Raw genomic sequence first — 20,423 nt, forward strand, 5'->3', positions numbered from 1 at the left:
TCGCAGTTTCGTGCAGGTTTCGCCGCCTCGCTTCGAGCGAGGTTGTCCTCCAAGAAAATTATAGATAATGAGGAGTCGAAATCTATGGTGACTGGAGGGGGATACCGGAATGTTGGATGCACGCGCTGCGGATAGCGGGCAATTGGCAAAAGAAGACGCCGTAGACGAGCGGTGGGCGCTCGCCGAGGCAAAAAAAATCTATAATTTGCCTTTCAACGACCTGCTGTTCCAGGCGCAATCCGTCCATCGCGTGCATTTCGATCCGAACGCCGTGCAAATGAGCCGGCTGCTCTCCATCAAGACTGGCGGCTGCGCAGAGGATTGCGGCTATTGCAGCCAGTCGGCGCATTACCCGACCGGGCTCAAGGCCTCCAAACTGATGGAGGTCGAACGCGTCATTGCCGAGGCACGCAAGGCCAAGGAAGGCGGCGCGACGCGCTACTGCATGGGCGCAGCCTGGCGCAGCCCGAAGGAGCGCGACATGGAGTCCATCGCCGCCATGGTACGCGGCGTGAAGGCGCTCGGCATGGAAACCTGCATGACGCTTGGCATGCTGACGCCGGCGCAATCGGAACGACTCGCCGATGCAGGCCTCGACTACTACAACCACAATGTCGATACGTCGGAGCGCTTCTATAGCGAGATCATCACCACCCGGACCTTCGCCGATCGTCTGGAGACGCTCGCCAATGTACGCGAGGCGGGGATCAAGGTCTGCGCCGGCGGCATCCTCGGGATGGGAGAGGCCGCCGACGACCGAATCTCGATGCTGGTCACGCTTGCCAATCTGCCCAGTCCTCCCGAAAGCGTGCCGATCAACATGTTGATCCCGATTGCCGGTTCGAAGCTTGCCGATGCGCCGCCGGTCGATCCGATCGAGTTCGTACGCACTATTGCCCTTGCGCGCATCCTGATGCCGGAAAGTCATGTCCGCCTGTCGGCAGGGCGGACCGGGATGAGCGACGAGATGCAGGCGCTCTGTTTCCTTGCCGGCGCCAATTCGATTTTCGTCGGCGAGACTCTGCTGACGGCCGACAATCCCGGCGAGGATCACGATGCGGCCCTGTTCCGCCGTTTGGGGCTGAAACCGATGGAAATGGCGCCGACGGTACCGGAGCCCGCCGAATGAGCGTGGACGCGCTCTACCGCTACGAAAAGACATTGGCGGGTCTCGAGCGCAAGGGACGCCGCCGCCTGCTCGCGGCCCCGGGTGGTATCGACTTCACGTCCAATGATTACCTTGGACTTGCGGATTCTCCACGGCTCAAGGCCGCCATCACCGCGGCGATCGAGCGGGGCGTGCCGGTCGGCGCCGGCGGATCGCGGCTGCTGCGCGGCAACCATGCCGAACACGAGGCGCTGGAGGCGGAGGCGGCGGCATTCTTCCGTGCCGGGCGGGTGCTTTTCTTCGGCAGTGGCTATGCGGCCAATGCGGCACTCTTCTCCGTGCTGCCGCAGCGCGGTGACCTGATCGTTCACGATGCCCTGATCCATGCAAGCGCCCACGAGGGGATTGCCGCCAGTAAGGCAGACGCAATGGCCGCACGGCACAACGACGTCGACGCCTTTGCGGACGCCATCGGCAGATGGCGGCGCGCAGGGGGCAGGGGCCATCCGTGGATTGCCGTCGAAAGCCTCTATTCCATGGATGGCGACCGTGCCCCGCTGGAAGCGCTGGCCGCGCTTGCAGACCGGCACGACGGTTTTCTGGTGATAGACGAGGCGCATGCCACCGGTGTCCACGGTCACGGCGGCCGCGGCCTTTCGGCGGTGCTCGAAGGCCGAGAAAACATCGTGGCGCTGCATACCTGCGGAAAGGCCCTTGGCGTCTCGGGCGCCTTGCTGGGAGCAAGCCGCTTGGTTTGCGACTACATCGTCAATCGCGCCCGCGGTTTCATCTATTCGACCGCGCCGTCGCCTCTGACGGCGGCTGCTGTTCGCGAGGCATTGAAGATCGTCGCCGACGAGCCCGACCGGCGTGCAGGCCTCGACCAATTGAGCCACTTCGCGAACGAGGCGCTTGCCACGACCCTCGGTGTGGCGGGCAGCGGATCGCAGATCCTGCCGGTGATGATCGGCGACAATGGACGGGCGCTGCGGATCGCAGCACGCATGCAGGCGGAAGGCTACGACGTCCGGGCGATCCGTCCGCCCACCGTTCCGGAAGGCACGGCGCGGCTCAGGATTGCGATCACGTTGAATATCGGGAGAACGGAGATCGTCGGCGTGTTGGACAGGCTGAAGGTGGCGCTCGCGGAGGAGCGGCCATGACGCTGACTTTTGTCGTCACGGGAACGGATACGGGTATCGGCAAAACAGTCTTTGCCGCCGCGCTCACCGATGCCATCTCGGGCTTCTACTGGAAGCCGGTCCAGTCTGGTCTCGATGGCGAAACTGACAGCGATAGCGTCCGGCGGCTCGGCCGGATCGCGCCAGGGCGCATTTTGCCGGAAACCTACAGGCTCGCAACACCGGCCTCGCCGCATCTTGCGGCACGGCTCGACGGCGTCGCGATCCGCCCCGAGCGCCTTTCTCCGCCTGCGATCGACGCGCCGCTCGTCATCGAGGGGGCAGGCGGGCTCATGGTGCCGCTCACCGAACGGCTGCTCTTCGCCGAGATCTTCGAACGCTGGCAATTGCCCCTCATCCTCTGCGCTCGGACCGGTCTCGGTACCATCAACCATACCTTGCTGTCGCTGGAGGCCCTGCGCCGCCGCTCGATCCCTGTGTTTGGCGTTGCTTTCATCGGCGACCGGCAGGCGGATACCGAGGCCATCATTGCCGAAATTGGTCAGGTGCGCGTACTCGGGCGGCTGCCGTGGCTCGACCCGCTGACGGCGGATTCACTGCGGCTAGCCTTCCGCGACAATTTCGACATCAACCAGTTCCGCGAAGTGTCGACATGAGCAATTCTCCGGTTTGGCACCCCTTTACCCAGCATGCGCTGGAGCCGGCGATGAAGCGTATCGTCCGCACCGAGGGCGCCTGTCTCGTGGATGAGGACGGTGCGCGGATACTCGACGCTATCTCGTCATGGTGGGTCATCACCCATGGCCACCGCCACCCGGCGATCATGGAAGCGATCCGCCGTGCGTCGGAAACCTACGACCAGATCATCTTTGCGGAATATACCCATGAACCGGCGGAAGAACTCGCGAAGGGCCTGATCGAAGTCGCGCCCGGCGGACTGGAGCACGTATTCTATTCCGACAGCGGCTCGACGGCGGTGGAAGTGGCGCTGAAGATGGCGCTCGGCTATTTCCATAACACAGGCAGGCCACGCAGCCGCATCTGTGTGCTGGAGCACGGCTATCACGGCGACACGATCGGCACGATGTCGGCCGGAGAACGCGGCGTCTTCAATACCGCCTACGAGCCGCTGCTCTTCGCCGTCGACAGATTGCCGTTTCCGGGGCCAGGCCGCGAGCAGCACACGCTGGACGCCTTCGATTCCCTTTGCGCATCCGGCGAGGTCGCGGCACTGCTCGTCGAAGCGCTTGTGCTGGGCGCCGGCGGCATGAAGGTCTATCCGGCCGCAACACTTGCCGAACTGAAGCGTATAGCCGAGCGGCATGGCACGCTGTTGATCGCCGACGAGGTGATGACCGGCTGGGGCCGGACCGGCACGCGTTTCGCCTATGAACAGGCCGGAATCGCACCAGACATACTCTGCACGTCGAAAGGGCTCACGGGCGGTGCGCTGCCGTTGGCCGCCACCCTTAGCACTGCGCCGATCTTCGACGCGCATCTTTCGCGTGACCGCCGCCGGACGTTCTTTCACTCAAGCTCATATACCGCCAACCCCATCGCCTGCGCGGCCGCGCTCGCCAATCTCGACATATGGAAGACCGAGCCCGTCGCAGACCGCATCGCGGCACTCGCCAGCCGCCAACGCCAGAATCTGAAGCGCTTCGAAGCCGATCCACGCTTTCGCGACATCCGGCAGTCCGGCACCATCGCCGCCCTTGATCTCAATGTGCCGACGCAGGGCTATCTCTCTGATATTGGCCCCCGTCTCCGGGCATTTTTCCGCAACCGGAAGCTGCTCATCCGCCCTCTCGGCAATGTAATTTATTTGATGCCGCCCTATTGCGTCACGGAAGCCGATCTGGATCGGGCCTATGACGCCATAGACGAAGCGGCCTCGGCCTTCGCGATGGGGCAGCCATGAGGATTGTCCGGTCATCGCGCCTCGCAGGATTCGGGCATGCCGTGCCGGCAAGGCGCGTTGAAAACGGCGAAATCGAAGCAAAGCTCGGCCTTGAGTTGGGCTGGATCGAGCGCCGGACGGGCATCCGAGCGCGATACTGGGCCGAGGAGGGGGACACGCTGACGGGGCTTGCCGCCGAGGCCGGCGAGGCTGCACTCGCGGATGCGGGCATCGCGCGAAGCGACGTCGCCCTTACCCTGCTCGCGACCTCGACGCCCGACCGCCTTCTTCCACCCTCGGCGCCGTTGCTCGCCCACCGGCTCGGGCTTATCCATTCGGGCGCCATCGACCTTGCCGGCGCCTGCTCGGGCTTTCTTTACGCGCTGACGCTCGCCGATGGATTCGTGCGGTCGCAGGGGAGGCCGGTGCTCGTCGTGGCTGCGAATATTTTGAGCCGCCGGATCAATCCGGCGGAACGGGCGAGTGCGGTTCTCTTCGCGGACGCTGCGGGCGCCGTGTTGGTCGCGCCTTCCGGCGATCCGGAGACGGGCGTTATCGGCGTCGACCTCGCCTGCGATGGAAGCGGCTACGACCTGATCTCGATCTCCGCTGGCGGCAGCAATCGACCTTTCTCACCGGATTTCGCTGCCGAGGAATTCCTCATGACCATGCGCGATGGTCGAGAGGTGTTTTCCCGTGCCGTGGACATGATGACACGCTGTGCAAGCCGCGCCCTCGCCGCCGCAGGTATGCGCCCGACCGATGTCAGCCGGTTCGTGCCACATCAGGCCAATGTCAGGATCTTCGACGCCGTCTGCAACCAACTCGGCATCGACCGCTCAAGAACGGTGCGGACGATTGAGGAGCATGGCAATTCGTCGGCTGCAACAATTCCGCTCTCGCTTTCGGTGGCGCACGGGGCGAGCCCCTTTGTTTCGGGAGAGAAGCTCCTGTTGACGGCCGCCGGTGCGGGATTGGTCGGCGGAGCGGTCGTCTTTGGCGTCTAGCGCATCGGCCCGAAAATCGGAACCGATTTTCGGAAAGCTCGATGCGCAGATTCGCAGTTTCAAAGAGTTACAGCGACATGTGCGCGTCTGAAAGGACGCGCGGCGCTGTAGCGACAATTGCGCCGCTAACTCATTCTTTTTGCGAACGCATCCCGCCGAACCCATAAATTTGTAGGTATCCGCGCAAGGGAATATGCATAAGAGTGCGCTAGACCGGTCGGCGTCAACGAATCGGGAGCATGGAATCGTGCAGCGGGAAGTGCCGTTCAAAGCGCAGAAGGACTGGCGGGTAGTGCGTTATACGCTCGGCGGCATCATCAGCTTCGCCGTTCTTACCCAGTTGTTGACCTATCTCAGTCTTGTGGCGCTTGCCGATCGCCCCCACATCGCCGCAGTGGCGGCTGCTGGCCTTGTCTCGTTGCTCTTGGGGACCCCCCTGATCGTGCTTGCGGCTGTTCAATCCCGCCGCGCCGAACGATTTCGCAACCAGGTGAATCATGTCGTCTCCCGCGACAGCACGACGGGTTGCATAACCGCACGCGGCCTCGTTCAACACGTCGACCGGTTGGAACGCCGGCACAGGCGCTCAGGTGATGCGCTTCAAGGCGCCCTCATTCACGTGCGCATCAACAATCTCGATGAGATGGCCGGGAGCTTTGGGCCGCAATGGGGCGATGAACTTTTGCAGTTCGTCGCCTCGACCATTACCACTTCCGTTCGTCGTGACGACATCGTTGCGCGCACGGGTCCGGCGAGCTTCGACGTTCTGCTCGCGGGCGCCAGTGAGTCGGATGCCAACGAAGTCTGCGTCCGCCTGTCCAAAGCCTTGGCAGCCTCGCATTTCGCAGCGGACGGGAAAACCGTCGATCTGGCCCTGAGCGTGGGGGGCGTCCTGTTCGAGGGAAGCATCGACCTGGAGCGGCTGCACCGATTGGCTGCGTCGCAAACCGTTGTCATTGCAGAAGAGTCCGCCTCTTCCCCGGAGCTTGCGCGACTGCCCTCGGCCTGAACGGCACGCTTGCAAGCAAGGCGAAATGGATTGCTGGCCACAGTGCACAGTTGTTCTATTTTTGCAACAAACTCTGGCGAAAACCACAGCATGCCGCGGTGCGATCTGAAATCGATAGCTCTCTTTTTGGCGCTATGTATTATCTGCCACAGTTTTCGATTTTTAATGCATGAATGGTCTGGTTTGTAGCGCATTCGCTGCAAGGGGGATTGCTTGAAGCCGCGTAAATTTATTAGGGGCAGTTTGTTTTCCATTCTGCTCGGATCGACTTTTTTTGCCAGCAGTGTAACGCAGGCCATGACGTTGCGAGAAGCCTTGCAGGTCGCAATGGAATCGAACCCCGAAATCGGCCAGTCAATAGAAAACCGTGAGGCGATCGAGTTCGAATTGCGGCAGGCGCGCGGGCTTTACTTGCCGAGCGTAGATCTGGAGGCTTCGACTGGAGCTCGTCACCTGGAAGATGGCAGCCGGCGGTCCGCTTCCATAGAAAATGATCCGCTTTATCCTTCGGAAGTAGGCCTCACCGTCACGCAGAAACTATTCGATGGCGGCGGTCGCCGTGCCGAGCTGGAGCGTCAGGCGGCGCGCGTCGACAGTGCTTCATTTCGCGTCCTGGAGCGATCCGAAACGATCGGCTTGCAGATCGTTCGCGAATATTTCGAATACATTCTTCAGCAGCAGATCGTCGAGGAAGCGCGCCGCAACGTCGCTGCGCACCAGTCGATCCGCTCCGACATCGATTCGCTGATTTCGGGCGGAAGACTGACCCAAGCCGATCTCCAACAGGTCGACGAACGTCTGCTGTCGGCAAAGGCGCGGCTGCTCGAGGCGCAAGAAGCGCTGGACACGGCTCAGATCAGCTTCAATCGTCTGGTCGGCCAACCGCTCACCAACCCATCCATGCCGAAATCGGTCGCGGCCGCCTTGCCGAGAACACTTGAGACGGCGATCGGCATCGCACGCACGAACAACCCGCGCATCAAGGCGGCCGACGCCGATATCAATGTCGCGGATTCGCAGGTCAAGGCGGCGAAATCGGACATGCTGCCTGAGATCGTCGCCGAGGGGCGGGTTCGCACCGGCAACGACATCGATGGCTCGACGGGAAACACCTGGGACGCTCAAGCGCGAATCGTTGCGCGGTGGAACCTCTATCGTGGCGGCATCGACATCGCCAATGAGCAGGAACAAATGCGCCGCGCGAGCGAGCAGCGGCTCGTCTTCCATCAGGCGCATCGCGAGGTCGAAGAGGCCGTGCGCATTTCCTGGGAGCGGCGCGCCACTCAGTCCGGTCTCTCCCGCACGCTGAGAGCACAGGCACAGGTGAACGACCAACTGGTCTCTTCCTATCGCGAGCAGCTTGCGGTCGGTCAGCGTTCGCTGCTGGACGTGCTCGGGGCGCAGAACGCACGCTTCAATTCGAATGTCCTGGCGAAGACGGCGCAATATGCTGCCTTGTTCTCGGAATACCGCCTGCTTGCGGCAACCGGCCAGCTTCTTGCGACGATGAACATCCATGCGCCGGCTCAAGCCGACGCCTATGCGCGCAACGAGTTCAATGTCCCTGCGCCCCCTGCTACCGAGACTTACCGGCGGGTGCCCTCCCGGCAAACGAACGACCTGCCTTTGGATTTGCTTGCGCCAATCCGGCAGAAATGATGCCCTTTGCCAGGGCACATGATCGGTCATTCTTATGCAAAGCGTTGACACGCGAGCAAAAACCGGACCGGTACTGACCGGCTTCACGACCGCGTTCAAGGAGATCTGCATCTTCTTGAACCGTCCGTCGTCGGAGACTGTGCTTTTTTCGGACGTGCCGTTCGACGCCCGCTCGCCCAGTTTCGAGGACGTGTCCCGTCTCGCGGAGCGCGTCGGACTGGAGGCGGAACTCGTCACCCGACGCGCCTGCGCCAGCCGCAGTTTCTTCTTCCCGCTTCTCGTCATCTTCCGGGACGGCCGCTCGGTTGCCCTTCTGGAAGAGGAGCCCGACGGCGCGCTGAGCTTTTCGAATGCGTCGTCTCCCGATGGTGAGCCCCTCAGATTTTCGGACTTGCGACTGGATGACGTCGCCTATGCCGTCTCCTTTTCGGCGACCTACCTGAATACGGCAGCCGTTCCGGGGATTGGAGAGGCGCGCGATATCGACCGGCAACATTGGCTGACCGCGACTGTCAGGCCATTCTGGCAGGCCTATGCGCAAGTCGCGCTCGCGGCCTTATTCATCAACTTGCTCGCCTTGGCGACGCCTCTGTTCACGATGAATGTCTACGATCGCATTCTGCCCAACAAGGCGATCTCGACACTTTGGGTTCTGGCGCTCGGCATCAGCGTCGCCATCCTTTTCGACTTTCTGTTGAAGACTGTGCGCGCCGCGCTGATCGACTATGCGGGACGCAAGGCGGACCTGAAGCTTTCCTATCTGCTTTTCGAGAAGATCCTGCATGCAACGCTTGCCTCGCGTCCGCAATCGACGGGCGAATACGCCAACCGCGTCATGCAGTTCGAGTTCGTGCGCGAGTTCTTCACTTCGAATACGGTGAGCACCCTCATCGACAGTCTTTTCGCCTTCGTCTTCATAGCCGCGATCTATGCTATCGCCGGGTGGCTCGCACTCGTTCCTGCCGTCGCCTTCGTCTGCAGTGTGATCATCGGCTATGTGGCGCAACGCAAGATCGCCAATCGCGTGGCCGCGGCCTCGAACGAATCCGCCCAGCGCCAAGCTATGCTCGTGGAAACGATCAGTGCGATCGAGACGGTCAAGACCCTGCACGCGGAGAAATTGCTGCTTCGCCGGTGGAACGAGCTGGGCAAGCACTCTTCAAACACATCCGAGCAGATCAAGCACATTTCCTCCTGGGCCTCGCATGCAACGCAATTCGTGCAGCAACTCGTCACCGTCTGCATCGTGGTGGCGGGCGCGTATGAATTCACCCTCGGCAACATCTCTACCGGTGCGATCATTGCCGCCAGCATGCTGGCTGGCCGCGCGGTCGCGCCGCTCGGCCAAATCGCCTTGACGCTTGCGCGGCTTCGCCAGGCGCTTCTGTCGTTAAAAATACTGAATTCCGTCATGGAGCAGCCCGAAGACCGGCCGAATACGGTCGGCTTCGTCAATCGCGACATTCGCGAGGGAAGCATAAGTTTTACCGATGTGGATTTCGCCTATCCCGGCAGCGACCATAAGGTGATCCATGGCATGAACGTGAGCATCAAGGCGGGTGAGCGCGTCGGCATCATCGGCCGAATCGGCTCCGGCAAGACGACGATCGGTCGCCTGCTCGCCGGGCTCTATGCGCCGAGTGCGGGCCGCATATTGCTCGATGGCGTCGACATCCGGCAATTCCACCCGTCGGTGGTGCGATCGGCCGTGTCCTTCGTCTCGCAGAATTCGGACCTGTTCTCCGGCACCATCAAGGACAATCTCCTGATGGCCAATCCGACCGCGAGCGACGAAGAAATGGTCAAGGCGGCCAAGCTTGCAGGCGTCGATGATTTCGTATCGCATCATCCGCGCGGCTATGATATGCCGGTTGGCGAGCGTGGATCGCAACTTTCCGGGGGGCAACGCCAGGCGGTTGCCATTGCGCGCCTGCTCCTTCGCAAACCGAAGATCGTTTTCCTGGACGAGCCATCCGGCGCCATGGATCTGGCCAGCGAACGGGACCTCATCAACCGGCTCTCCACCGTTTTCGGCGGGGATGTGACCGTATTGATCTCGACGCACCGCCATAGCATGCTCCATCTCGTCGACCGGCTCCTGGTCCTTGACCACGGACGCATCGTTGCCGATGGACCCAAGTCGCAGGTGATCGAGCAGTTGCAGAGGCGAGGCGGGGCGACCAGTACTGCCTCAGGGGCGAGCGCATGAACGCCGGATTGACCGAAAAGCCACCCTTGGCCGCGCGTGCGGGCTTGCTCGTCATCGCTCTGCTCATGACCTGCTTCGTGGCCTGGGCAGCAATTGCCGAAGTGGACGAGATCGCCCGCGGTGAGGGAAAGGTCATCCCCGTCTCAAAGACGCGGATCATTCAGTCGAGCGAACCGGGAATCGTCCAGGAAATCGCGGTCCAGGTTGGCCAGGTCATTCGGCGCGGCGAACTCATTCTGAGATTGGACGACACGGTCACCGGCTCGTCGCTTGGGGAACTGGAAGCCAAGGCGCGGTCGCTGCGCGCGCAGATAGCGCGGCTGAAACTCGAGGAGGCGGGTGCCTACGACTCCGATTACAAGTGCCCGGACGAAATCGCCAAAACAGCGCCGGGTATATGCTCGAACGAGGAGCAGCTGCTGCGCGCCAAGGCCGGCAATTTCAATAACAAGCTCTCGGTCATGCAGGCCCGTTATGGTCAGCGGCAGAAGGAGCTTGCGGAAGCGCAGGCAAATATCGCACGGCTCACCGAAAACCTGCAGGTGACCGAGCGCGAACGGGACCTGCTGGCGCCGATGGTGAAGCGCAAGCTGGTCGCACAAACCGAATTATTGAGAAACGAGAAGGAGTTGACGGATACGCGCGGCCAACTCGCTTTGGCCCGGGAATCGATCGGGCGATTGGAGGCGGCGGTCCGGGAAGCCGAACTGCAGGTGACGGAACTGTCGCTGCAGCTCAGGCAGGAGGCGCTGGCGGAAAAGACCGAGGCGCTTTCCCAGCTCTCGGTGATAGAGGAGACGATCCGGGGCGCGAGCAGCCGGGTTGCAAACACCGACATCCGATCGCCCGTCGACGGCATCATCAACACTCTGGACGTCAATACGGTGGGTGCCTATGTGACCCCTGGCGCGGTGATCGGCGGAGTCGTGCCGACGTCCGAAACGCTCCTCGTGGAAGCGCGGCTTTCACCGCGCGACGTCGCGTTCGTCCGCGCCGGACAGCCGGCCTTGATCAAGATCTCGGCCTACGACTTCTCCATCTATGGCGGCCTGGGCGGCGAAGTCGAGACCATCGGCGCGGACAGTCTGGTCGATCCGAATACAGGCGAAACCTATTACCTGGTGCGCGTGAAAACCGACAAGGCGGCGCTCGAGAAGGATGGCCGTGAGTATGAGATCATGCCGGGCATGATCGCCTCCGTCGACATCATGACAGGCAAGAAGACGATCCTCACCTATCTGATGAAACCCATAAACAAGGCGCGTGAGGAAGCGCTGCGGGAGCGCTAGCGAATGGGTGACGATCAGTCGACCGCGTCGGTCGAGGACTTGAGCGAACTGCGCTTTCGCGTCGTAACCGTTGGCGGGCAACGGCGCGGGATCAAGCTCGAGGCGCTTTTCTGGGCGGTTCTTTCGGACTTGGCCGCCGAAAGGCGCGTGAAGCTTGCCGATATCGTCGCCGAATGCGAGCAGGTGTTGCGTGAAGGAGGAAACCTGACGGCGAGGCTGCGCTATGTCGCGGCGAAATACCTGCGCGAACAGCTGGCGGACGCCCGGGAGCGTAGTAGTCTTTCGGTCATCACCGGTCAGGTATACGCGTGTCCGTCGCCGGCATTCGCACTGGCGGGCAATAGGCGCATTGTCGCTTACAACCCGGCCTTTCTCACCTTTGTGCAGTCGCGTTTTCTCGGGTTCCAGGCCTCTCCGCCGGCGCAAGGGCTTAGACTGGCCTTCGACATGCAGTTCGCCGAACTGGTCGGACGGTTGAAAGCCTCCCCTGGCGAGCCTCAATCGGCTGGCTTTACGATCGGAATCAACGAGCATATCACCCGTGGTCGCCTGAATGCTGCGCTCTCATCGTTGCTCGGCCAGGATGTCATTCTCGGCTTCATCCTGGCGTGATCGGCGGCCCGCTGTTTATCGCAGCGTGCCTTCGCCGGGCATCACGTCGAGCAAGAGCGGGGCGGCAGAGGCGACCTTGTCGCTGCCGGTCCTGATGCCATGGATCCAGGCGCGATCCGCGCTGACCGAAAACAGCGGCTGGTAATCGGGGAGCGTGCTGTCGAGCTTTACCTCATTGCTTAGGTTGTCCAGGATGAAATAGCCTTGGCTCGTCATGACGGATAGCACGGCGTGATAAAGATTTCGCCGGGTGTCGCGAAGGACAACGATCGACATTGACCGCGGCGGCAGCCCGAGTTCCTTGAGTGCAGCCATTTTGAGGATGGCATAGTCCTCGCAGTCGCCCTTACCACGCGCGAGAATTTCATTCGGAGCCGCCCAGTAATCCCTGGAGCCATAGTTCTGCGCGTCCGGTTCATAGCGCACAAGCCAGTTTACCGTGCGGTTGATGCCGCTCAGCTTCTGGTGAAAGCCGGACCCGGCGGCGTTGTCGATTGCCTTGCGGAGGATCGCTCTTGCCTCGCATTGACTCGGCGTCTCGCAGGACTTGAAATCTGCGGCTGCAACGCGGGGATAGACTGTTCGCCAGTTCTGTGCCGCCGGAATCGAGGACACGCGGAAGGCTACCGATTGGAATACGGCAGCAGCGTTCTGACGCGTGGCTGGTTTGCGGTGAGGTCGGGCCGAGGTAAGCGCGGCAATATCGTGCCGTCCAGCCGTCGCGAGCGCGGCCGAGGCTTTCGCCTGCCAGAATTCAACTGCGGTGACGGCTGCGGCGATCGGCGCCCCGAGGCTGTATTGCAACGGGCCCAGAGAGGCGGAAACAGGCTGCCCGACCGACGCTGTGCCAGGACTCATCAGGACGGCCGCCAAAACGAGCGCCTTCGAATAGGTCTTGATGCCCGTCCAAATCTTCCTGCCCATCGCCACACCTCACGGTTGATTGGCAACACCATAAGGACAAAAAGAAAAACTCACGTAAAGCAGCAAGGAATACGTATGGTATTACTCAGATGTGCAATTTGTTTAAAATTTTAAATAATGTTTATATTACTAACACGGATGTTTCATCCGTAAAAATCCATAGGTTGGCGAGGAAAATCCAGGAAGCACTATGAGCTTACTATTAATCGGAAGCACTGCGTGGGTGCGTTAGCGATCTGTGTTCCTCGTGTTGGCGGGGTGCGGGGTCGAGAAGGCATATGGGACTATGCTTTTGTGCCATTCAAAAAAGAAATAATCCTGAATGGCATATTATATTATGTGGTACTCCCGTCCTAACGTTTTCCTAAGAATTGCTTTCAAAGGGACCTTATGCTTTACGTTCTTTTAATTCTTGGGGGACGTATCCATGGCAACCGAAGGTTTCTCTCTTTCAGCCGGTGCAAGGGCTCTGACGGCAGGCAATGAGGCAGTGCATGACGATATCGTCGGGAAGGGCGGGCGCCTCGTCGCGCAAGCAGGTGATCCGTCTGAGCCGCTGCTCCTCGATCCGGCCACCGGCGGGCCGGCCGATGACAGCGGAGCGGCGGCACCCATTGCAGAGATGCCCGAGAGCGTCAAAGCGGATGCCGACAATGTCGTGCGGCTCGCGGCCGGCATCTCCCTCGAAAACATCAAGGTCGTCGGTAACGACATTGTGCTGGAGCAGCCCGGCGGGGCCGAAATCAGAATTGAAAATGCGGCGCTGAATATCCCGACCTTCGTGATTGGCGATGCGGAGATCCCGCGGGAAACGCTGGTGGCGGTCCTCGAAGGCAACGGCATCAACATTGCGGCTGGACCCGACGGAACCATCAGCGTGGTTTCGGGTCAGAGCAGCGGCGGTAATTTCTCTGAAGCTTCCGGCGGTATCGGCGATGCGGGGCCGGCGATTTCTTTGCTCGATCCGACGGAGCTGCAGTTTGGCACCACGCCGCAGGAGGAAATACTGCTTGCGCTGCTCGACGCGAATGACACCCCAATTTTAGCCCTTACCGCGGACGGCGCCGTCACCGAAGACGAGGACGTCGCCGTCGACGGCAGCGGCAATCTGACGACGAGCGGCACGATCACGCTTGCCGACGTCGATACGAACGAGACGCTGACGGTGACGAATGCGCCGACCGGGCAGCCGAGCTGGAGCGGCGGGTCGCTGACGCAGACGCAGGCCGACACGCTGCTGGCCGGCTTCACGGCGACCGCGACCGGCTGGAACTACCAGGTGCCGAACGCACTGGTGCAGTTCCTCGATGCCGGCGAGACGATCACGCTGAGCTTCGAGGTGACGGTGACCGACGACGACGGCGCCACCGACACCCAGACGGTGACGATCACCATCAACGGCACCAACGACGCGCCGGTGATCGAGGCGACGGCAACGGGAGCGGTGACCGAGGACCTCGCCGTCGACGGCAGCGGCAATCTGACGACGAGCGGCACGATCACGCTTGCCGACGTCGATACGAACGAGACGCTGACGGTGACGAATGCGCCGACCGGGCAGCCGAGCTGGAGCGGCGGGTCGCTGACGCAGACGCAGGCCGACACGCTGCTGGCCGGCTTCACGGCGACCGCGACCGGCTGGAACTACCAGGTGCCGAACGCACTGGTGCAGTTCCTCGATGCCGGCGAGACGATCACGCTGAGCTTCGAGGTGACGGTGACCGACGACGACGGCGCCACCGACACCCAGACGGTGACGATCACCATCAACGGCACCAACGACGCGCCGGTGATCGAGGCGACGGCAACGGGAGCGGTGACCGAGGACCTCGCCGTCGACGGCAGCGGCAATCTGACGACGAGCGGCACGATCACGCTTGCCGACGTCGATACGAACGAGACGCTGACGGTGACGAATGCGCCGACCGGGCAGCCGAGCTGGAGCGGCGGGTCGCTGACGCAGACGCAGGCCGACACGCTGCTGGCCGGCTTCACGGCGACCGCGACCGGCTGGAACTACCAGGTGCCGAACGCACTGGTGCAGTTCCTCGATGCCGGCGAGACGATCACGCTGAGCTTCGAGGTGACGGTGACCGACGACGACGGCGCCACCGACACCCAGACGGTGACGATCACCATCAACGGCACCAACGACGCGCCGGTGATCGAGGCGACGGCAACGGGAGCGGTGACCGAGGACCTCGCCGTCGACGGCAGCGGCAATCTGACGACGAGCGGCACGATCACGCTTGCCGACGTCGATACGAACGAGACGCTGACGGTGACGAATGCGCCGACCGGGCAGCCGAGCTGGAGCGGCGGGTCGCTGACGCAGACGCAGGCCGACACGCTGCTGGCCGGCTTCACGGCGACCGCGACCGGCTGGAACTACCAGGTGCCGAACGCACTGGTGCAGTTCCTCGATGCCGGCGAGACGATCACGCTGAGCTTCGAGGTGACGGTGACCGACGACGACGGCGCCACCGACACCCAGACGGTGACGATCACCATCAACGGCACCAACGACGCGCCGGTGATCGAGGCGACGGCAACGGGAGCGGTGACCGAGGACCTCGCCGTCGACGGCAGCGGCAATCTGACGACGAGCGGCACGATCACGCTTGCCGACGTCGATACGAACGAGACGCTGACGGTGACGAATGCGCCGACCGGGCAGCCGAGCTGGAGCGGCGGGTCGCTGACGCAGACGCAGGCCGACACGCTGCTGGCCGGCTTCACGGCGACCGCGACGGGCTGGAACTACCAGGTGCCGAACGCACTGGTGCAGTTCCTCGATGCCGGCGAGACGATCACGCTGAGCTTCGAGGTGACGGTGACCGACGACGACGGCGCCACCGACACCCAGACGGTGACGATCACCATCAACGGCACCAACGACGCGCCGGTGATCGAGGCGACGGCAACGGGAGCGGTGACCGAGGACCTCGCCGTCGACGGCAGCGGCAATCTGACGACGAGCGGCACGATCACGCTTGCCGACGTCGATACGAACGAGACGCTGACGGTGACGAATGCGCCGACCGGGCAGCCGAGCTGGAGCGGCGGGTCGCTGACGCAGACGCAGGCCGACACGCTGCTGGCCGGCTTCACGGCGACCGCGACGGCTGGAACTACCAGGTGCCGAACGCACTGGTGCAGTTCCTCGATGCCGGCGAGACGATCACGCTGAGCTTCGAGGTGACGGTGACCGACGACGACGGCGCCACCGACACCCAGACGGTGACGATCACCATCAACGGCACCAACGACGCGCCGGTGATCGAGGCGACGGCAACGGGAGCGGTGACCGAGGACCTCGCCGTCGACGGCAGCGGCAATCTGACGACGAGCGGCACGATCACGCTTGCCGACGTCGATACGAACGAGACGCTGACGGTGACGAATGCGCCGACCGGGCAGCCGAGCTGGAGCGGCGGGTCGCTGACGCAGACGCAGGCCGACACGCTGCTGGCCGGCTTCACGGCGACCGCGACCGGCTGGAACTACCAGGTGCCGAACGCACTGGTGCAGTTCCTCGATGCCGGCGAGACGATCACGCTGAGCTTCGAGGTGACGGTGACCGACGACGACGGCGCCACCGACACCCAGACGGTGACGATCACCATCAACGGCACCAACGACGCGCCGGTGATCGAGGCGACGGCAACGGGAGCGGTGACCGAGGACCTCGCCGTCGACGGCAGCGGCAATCTGACGACGAGCGGCACGATCACGCTTGCCGACGTCGATACGAACGAGACGCTGACGGTGACGAATGCGCCGACCGGGCAGCCGAGCTGGAGCGGCGGGTCGCTGACGCAGACGCAGGCCGACACGCTGCTGGCCGGCTTCACGGCGACCGCGACCGGCTGGAACTACCAGGTGCCGAACGCACTGGTGCAGTTCCTCGATGCCGGCGAGACGATCACGCTGAGCTTCGAGGTGACGGTGACCGACGACGACGGCGCCACCGACACCCAGACGGTGACGATCACCATCAACGGCACCAACGACGCGCCGGTGATCGAGGCGACGGCAACGGGAGCGGTGACCGAGGACCTCGCCGTCGACGGCAGCGGCAATCTGACGACGAGCGGCACGATCACGCTTGCCGACGTCGATACGAACGAGACGCTGACGGTGACGAATGCGCCGACCGGGCAGCCGAGCTGGAGCGGCGGGTCGCTGACGCAGACGCAGGCCGACACGCTGCTGGCCGGCTTCACGGCGACCGCGACCGGCTGGAACTACCAGGTGCCGAACGCACTGGTGCAGTTCCTCGATGCCGGCGAGACGATCACGCTGAGCTTCGAGGTGACGGTGACCGACGACGACGGCGCCACCGACACCCAGACGGTGACGATCACCATCAACGGCACCAACGACGCGCCGGTGATCGAGGCGACGGCAACGGGAGCGGTGACCGAGGACCTCGCCGTCGACGGCAGCGGCAATCTGACGACGAGCGGCACGATCACGCTTGCCGACGTCGATACGAACGAGACGCTGACGGTGACGAATGCGCCGACCGGGCAGCCGAGCTGGAGCGGCGGGTCGCTGACGCAGACGCAGGCCGACACGCTGCTGGCCGGCTTCACGGCGACCGCGACCGGCTGGAACTACCAGGTGCCGAACGCACTGGTGCAGTTCCTCGATGCCGGCGAGACGATCACGCTGAGCTTCGAGGTGACGGTGACCGACGACGACGGCGCCACCGACACCCAGACGGTGACGATCACCATCAACGGCACCAACGACGCGCCGGTGATCGAGGCGACGGCAACGGGAGCGGTGACCGAGGACCTCGCCGTCGACGGCAGCGGCAATCTGACGACGAGCGGCACGATCACGCTTGCCGACGTCGATACGAACGAGACGCTGACGGTGACGAATGCGCCGACCGGGCAGCCGAGCTGGAGCGGCGGGTCGCTGACGCAGACGCAGGCCGACACGCTGCTGGCCGGCTTCACGGCGACCGCGACCGGCTGGAACTACCAGGTGCCGAACGCACTGGTGCAGTTCCTCGATGCCGGCGAGACGATCACGCTGAGCTTCGAGGTGACGGTGACCGACGACGACGGCGCCACCGACACCCAGACGGTGACGATCACCATCAACGGCACCAACGACGCGCCGGTGATCGAGGCGACGGCAACGGGAGCGGTGACCGAGGACCTCGCCGTCGACGGCAGCGGCAATCTGACGACGAGCGGCACGATCACGCTTGCCGACGTCGATACGAACGAGACGCTGACGGTGACGAATGCGCCGACCGGGCAGCCGAGCTGGAGCGGCGGGTCGCTGACGCAGACGCAGGCCGACACGCTGCTGGCCGGCTTCACGGCGACCGCGACCGGCTGGAACTACCAGGTGCCGAACGCACTGGTGCAGTTCCTCGATGCCGGCGAGACGATCACGCTGAGCTTCGAGGTGACGGTGACCGACGACGACGGCGCCACCGACACCCAGACGGTGACGATCACCATCAACGGCACCAACGACGCGCCGGTGATCGAGGCGACGGCAACGGGAGCGGTGACCGAGGACCTCGCCGTCGACGGCAGCGGCAATCTGACGACGAGCGGCACGATCACGCTTGCCGACGTCGATACGAACGAGACGCTGACGGTGACGAATGCGCCGACCGGGCAGCCGAGCTGGAGCGGCGGGTCGCTGACGCAGACGCAGGCCGACACGCTGCTGGCCGGCTTCACGGCGACCGCGACCGGCTGGAACTACCAGGTGCCGAACGCACTGGTGCAGTTCCTCGATGCCGGCGAGACGATCACGCTGAGCTTCGAGGTGACGGTGACCGACGACGACGGCGCCACCGACACCCAGACGGTGACGATCACCATCAACGGCACCAACGACGCGCCGGTTGTCGCAAGTTCCTGCGTCTGGCTGCCGAGCGATCCGGCGCAACAGGGTTCGGAATATGCGAGCGGCTATCCGCTCATGGTCTCGACGCCAACCGACGTCGATGGCGAGAACGTGATCGTGACCGCCACGAACTCGCCGAGCGGCGTCTACTATTTTGATGGATCAAATTACGTCGCCGTTACCGCAAATACGGTCCTCTACGACCCGGCGAATGGGATCAACCTCCTTGACAATTTAATTTATCGACCGACCTCAGCCATAAACGACACACCTTCCGTCTCTCTGAACTTGAGCGCGAGCGATGGTTCTCAGTCGACCGCCTATTCGGTGACGATCAACGAGGTTGCGCCTACAACTGTTCCGGGTCCTGTTGGGACGATCTCTGACAACAGCGGACCGTTGACATCTGGTCGTAATGCAAGCGCCAGCGCTGAGCTCGGGTCGTCCTTTGCTTCTGCAATCACTGCGGATCCATCTGACGGTTCGCTCACCCTTCTCACGAATTTTCAGGAGTGGTCGAGAAAAGGGCTGAATGATTCAACGGGCACCTATGCAACGGTGAATAGCCAGGATCAGAATGGCGATTTTCTGGAGAAGCAAGTCAACGTCTTTGTTTACGTCGATGGAGTGAAGTTTCAGGTGGTAGTCGCAAACGATGCCAATCCTGACAATTGGACGTTCGATGGCACGACCGGGCTTATGAAAACGGAAGTCGATTTTGATTTCATAATTAACACATCCGATCCTTCGCAGACTTTGGCTCAGTACCTTTCAATTCCAGGAAACGAGCCGCAGGCATCCGATGTCTGGAGTGTCGAGTATGACGATACCAAGGGAGGCAACGAGCAGGCGCGCTACTTCAAGTTTGAGTTCTCGAAGTTCGACCCCGGCGACCCGGGCATTGTCGTCGTCGGCGACGACACGAAATCCAACCTCATCTACGGCACCTCGGGCGCCGACAATCTTACAGGCGGCGCTCTCGACGATACCATCATCGGGCGCGACGGCAATGACGTGATCAATGGCGGCGGCGGTAGCGACACGCTACGCGGCGGCTCCGGCAACGATACAATCGACGGCGGGGCTGGGGTTGACCTTCTCGATCTGTCGGATGCCTCCGCGGGCGTTACCTTCTCCCTCGTACAGTCGTCGGGAAATACAGTGGCGGATCTGACTGCCGTCGGTCTGGGTGTCGATACCTATCGCAATGTCGAAGGGCTAATCGGATCGGACTACAACGACACGCTCATCGGCAGTGCCTTTGACGACAAACTCTACGCCGGCGCGGGTTCGGACACACTCACTGGTGGCGCCGGCGCCGATATCTTCGTGATAGCCGATGACGAGTTGCAACTCGGCATCGATGATGTCATCACGGATTATGATGCCGCTGAAGGCGACGTGGTCGATTTGTCTGCGCTGCTTGGCGAGTTGGCATCCGGCACGTTGGATCAGCATGTTCAGGTCGTGCAGGACGGCGCGAATGCCAACCTGCAGGTCGATACCGACGGCGGCGGGGACACCTGGCAGACCGTGGCTGTGCTCGAAAACTTCTCGGTGAGCGACGAAGTCGTGAAGATACTCTTCAACGAGAGCGGCACCAAGACCACAGGCGAGGTTTGACGGCTGTACGCTTTACATTCTTCCGGTTCGCGGCAACATGCGCGGGCCGGCTTTCCTG

At 62.6% G+C, this 20,423-nt stretch carries 13 protein-coding genes; 12 read left to right on the plus strand and 1 reads right to left on the minus strand.

All coding sequences use genetic code 11. The features are described from left to right. Nucleotides 1–109 precede the first annotated feature (109 nt). The 10 genes from bioB to SJ05684_RS21290 all read left to right on the plus strand — a co-directional run bounded on the left by bioB (nt 110) and on the right by SJ05684_RS21290 (nt 11,935). On the plus strand, nt 110–1,129 hold the full coding sequence (gene bioB / locus SJ05684_RS21245; protein ID WP_050980103.1) for a biotin synthase BioB: 1,020 nt from the start codon (nt 110–112) through the stop codon (nt 1,127–1,129). Further along, nucleotides 1,126–2,271, plus strand: a complete 1,146-nt coding sequence (locus SJ05684_RS21250) for an 8-amino-7-oxononanoate synthase (protein ID WP_034857074.1) — start codon at nt 1,126–1,128, stop codon at nt 2,269–2,271. The genes bioB and SJ05684_RS21250 overlap by 4 nt, the downstream gene beginning before the upstream one ends. Then, complete coding sequence (gene bioD / locus SJ05684_RS21255) at nt 2,268–2,906, plus strand: dethiobiotin synthase (RefSeq protein WP_034857076.1); 639 nt, start codon at nt 2,268–2,270, stop codon at nt 2,904–2,906. The genes SJ05684_RS21250 and bioD overlap by 4 nt, the downstream gene beginning before the upstream one ends. Continuing rightward, the gene (locus SJ05684_RS21260) at nt 2,903–4,171 is read left to right on the plus strand and encodes an adenosylmethionine--8-amino-7-oxononanoate transaminase (protein ID WP_034857078.1); all 1,269 of its coding nucleotides are present in this window, start codon (nt 2,903–2,905) and stop codon (nt 4,169–4,171) included. The genes bioD and SJ05684_RS21260 overlap by 4 nt, the downstream gene beginning before the upstream one ends. Then, a complete protein-coding gene (bioZ, locus tag SJ05684_RS21265) occupies nt 4,168–5,157 on the plus strand; it encodes a 3-oxopimeloyl-[acyl-carrier-protein] synthase BioZ (protein ID WP_034857080.1) in 990 nt (329 codons plus the stop codon). The genes SJ05684_RS21260 and bioZ overlap by 4 nt, the downstream gene beginning before the upstream one ends. A 247-nt stretch (nt 5,158–5,404) precedes the next feature. Continuing rightward, entirely contained in the window at nt 5,405–6,166 is a 762-nt protein-coding gene (locus SJ05684_RS21270) for a GGDEF domain-containing protein (RefSeq protein WP_034857082.1), read from the plus strand. A gap of 297 nt (nt 6,167–6,463) precedes the next feature. Further along, a complete protein-coding gene (locus SJ05684_RS21275; RefSeq protein ID WP_083846213.1) occupies nt 6,464–7,825 on the plus strand; it encodes a TolC family outer membrane protein in 1,362 nt (453 codons plus the stop codon). Between the two features lie 34 nt (nt 7,826–7,859). Next, nucleotides 7,860–10,034, plus strand: coding sequence for a type I secretion system permease/ATPase (locus tag SJ05684_RS21280; RefSeq protein WP_034857084.1), 2,175 nt, complete (start codon nt 7,860–7,862; stop codon nt 10,032–10,034). Further along, nucleotides 10,031–11,323, plus strand: a complete 1,293-nt coding sequence (locus SJ05684_RS21285; RefSeq protein WP_034857086.1) for an HlyD family type I secretion periplasmic adaptor subunit — start codon at nt 10,031–10,033, stop codon at nt 11,321–11,323. Before SJ05684_RS21280 ends, SJ05684_RS21285 begins: the two co-directional genes overlap by 4 nt. 3 nt (nt 11,324–11,326) lie before the next feature. Continuing rightward, nucleotides 11,327–11,935, plus strand: coding sequence for a ribbon-helix-helix domain-containing protein (locus SJ05684_RS21290; protein ID WP_034857088.1), 609 nt, complete (start codon nt 11,327–11,329; stop codon nt 11,933–11,935). A 15-nt stretch (nt 11,936–11,950) separates the two neighbouring features. Here SJ05684_RS21290 and SJ05684_RS21295 read toward each other — a convergent pair whose 3' ends face one another. After that, nucleotides 11,951–12,859 carry a transglutaminase-like cysteine peptidase gene (locus tag SJ05684_RS21295; RefSeq protein ID WP_244426677.1) on the minus strand — a complete coding sequence of 303 codons (909 nt, stop codon included), beginning with the start codon at nt 12,857–12,859 and terminating at the stop codon, nt 11,951–11,953. Between the two features lie 427 nt (nt 12,860–13,286). On the opposite strand from SJ05684_RS21295, the gene SJ05684_RS21300 reads away from it, so the two are divergent. Together SJ05684_RS21300 and SJ05684_RS21305 are read left to right on the plus strand one after the other, a co-directional pair. Continuing rightward, nucleotides 13,287–16,049 carry a VCBS domain-containing protein gene (locus tag SJ05684_RS21300; protein ID WP_095694337.1) on the plus strand — a complete coding sequence of 921 codons (2,763 nt, stop codon included), beginning with the start codon at nt 13,287–13,289 and terminating at the stop codon, nt 16,047–16,049. Next, complete coding sequence (locus SJ05684_RS21305) at nt 15,998–20,365, plus strand: VCBS domain-containing protein (protein WP_095694338.1); 4,368 nt, start codon at nt 15,998–16,000, stop codon at nt 20,363–20,365. Before SJ05684_RS21300 ends, SJ05684_RS21305 begins: the two co-directional genes overlap by 52 nt. Nucleotides 20,366–20,423 lie beyond the last annotated feature (58 nt).

The sequence above is a fragment of the Sinorhizobium sojae CCBAU 05684 genome (assembly GCF_002288525.1).
GTDB classification, from domain to species: domain Bacteria; phylum Pseudomonadota; class Alphaproteobacteria; order Rhizobiales; family Rhizobiaceae; genus Sinorhizobium; species Sinorhizobium sojae.

Excerpts from the sequence above, each read along its gene's own strand:
- bioB (WP_050980103.1), top strand. The coding sequence starts at position 110 with ATGTTGGATGCACGCGCTGCGGATAGCGGGCAATTGGCAAAAGAAGAC.
- SJ05684_RS21250 (WP_034857074.1), top strand. The coding sequence starts at position 1,126 with ATGAGCGTGGACGCGCTCTACCGCTACGAAAAGACATTGGCGGGTCTC.
- bioD (WP_034857076.1), top strand. The coding sequence starts at position 2,268 with ATGACGCTGACTTTTGTCGTCACGGGAACGGATACGGGTATCGGCAAA.
- SJ05684_RS21260 (WP_034857078.1), top strand. The coding sequence starts at position 2,903 with ATGAGCAATTCTCCGGTTTGGCACCCCTTTACCCAGCATGCGCTGGAG.
- bioZ (WP_034857080.1), top strand. The coding sequence starts at position 4,168 with ATGAGGATTGTCCGGTCATCGCGCCTCGCAGGATTCGGGCATGCCGTG.
- SJ05684_RS21275 (WP_083846213.1), top strand. The coding sequence starts at position 6,464 with ATGACGTTGCGAGAAGCCTTGCAGGTCGCAATGGAATCGAACCCCGAA.
- SJ05684_RS21280 (WP_034857084.1), top strand. The coding sequence starts at position 7,860 with ATGCAAAGCGTTGACACGCGAGCAAAAACCGGACCGGTACTGACCGGC.
- SJ05684_RS21285 (WP_034857086.1), top strand. The coding sequence starts at position 10,031 with ATGAACGCCGGATTGACCGAAAAGCCACCCTTGGCCGCGCGTGCGGGC.
- SJ05684_RS21290 (WP_034857088.1), top strand. The coding sequence starts at position 11,327 with ATGGGTGACGATCAGTCGACCGCGTCGGTCGAGGACTTGAGCGAACTG.
- SJ05684_RS21295 (WP_244426677.1), bottom strand. The coding sequence starts at position 12,859 with ATGGGCAGGAAGATTTGGACGGGCATCAAGACCTATTCGAAGGCGCTC.
- SJ05684_RS21300 (WP_095694337.1), top strand. The coding sequence starts at position 13,287 with ATGGCAACCGAAGGTTTCTCTCTTTCAGCCGGTGCAAGGGCTCTGACG.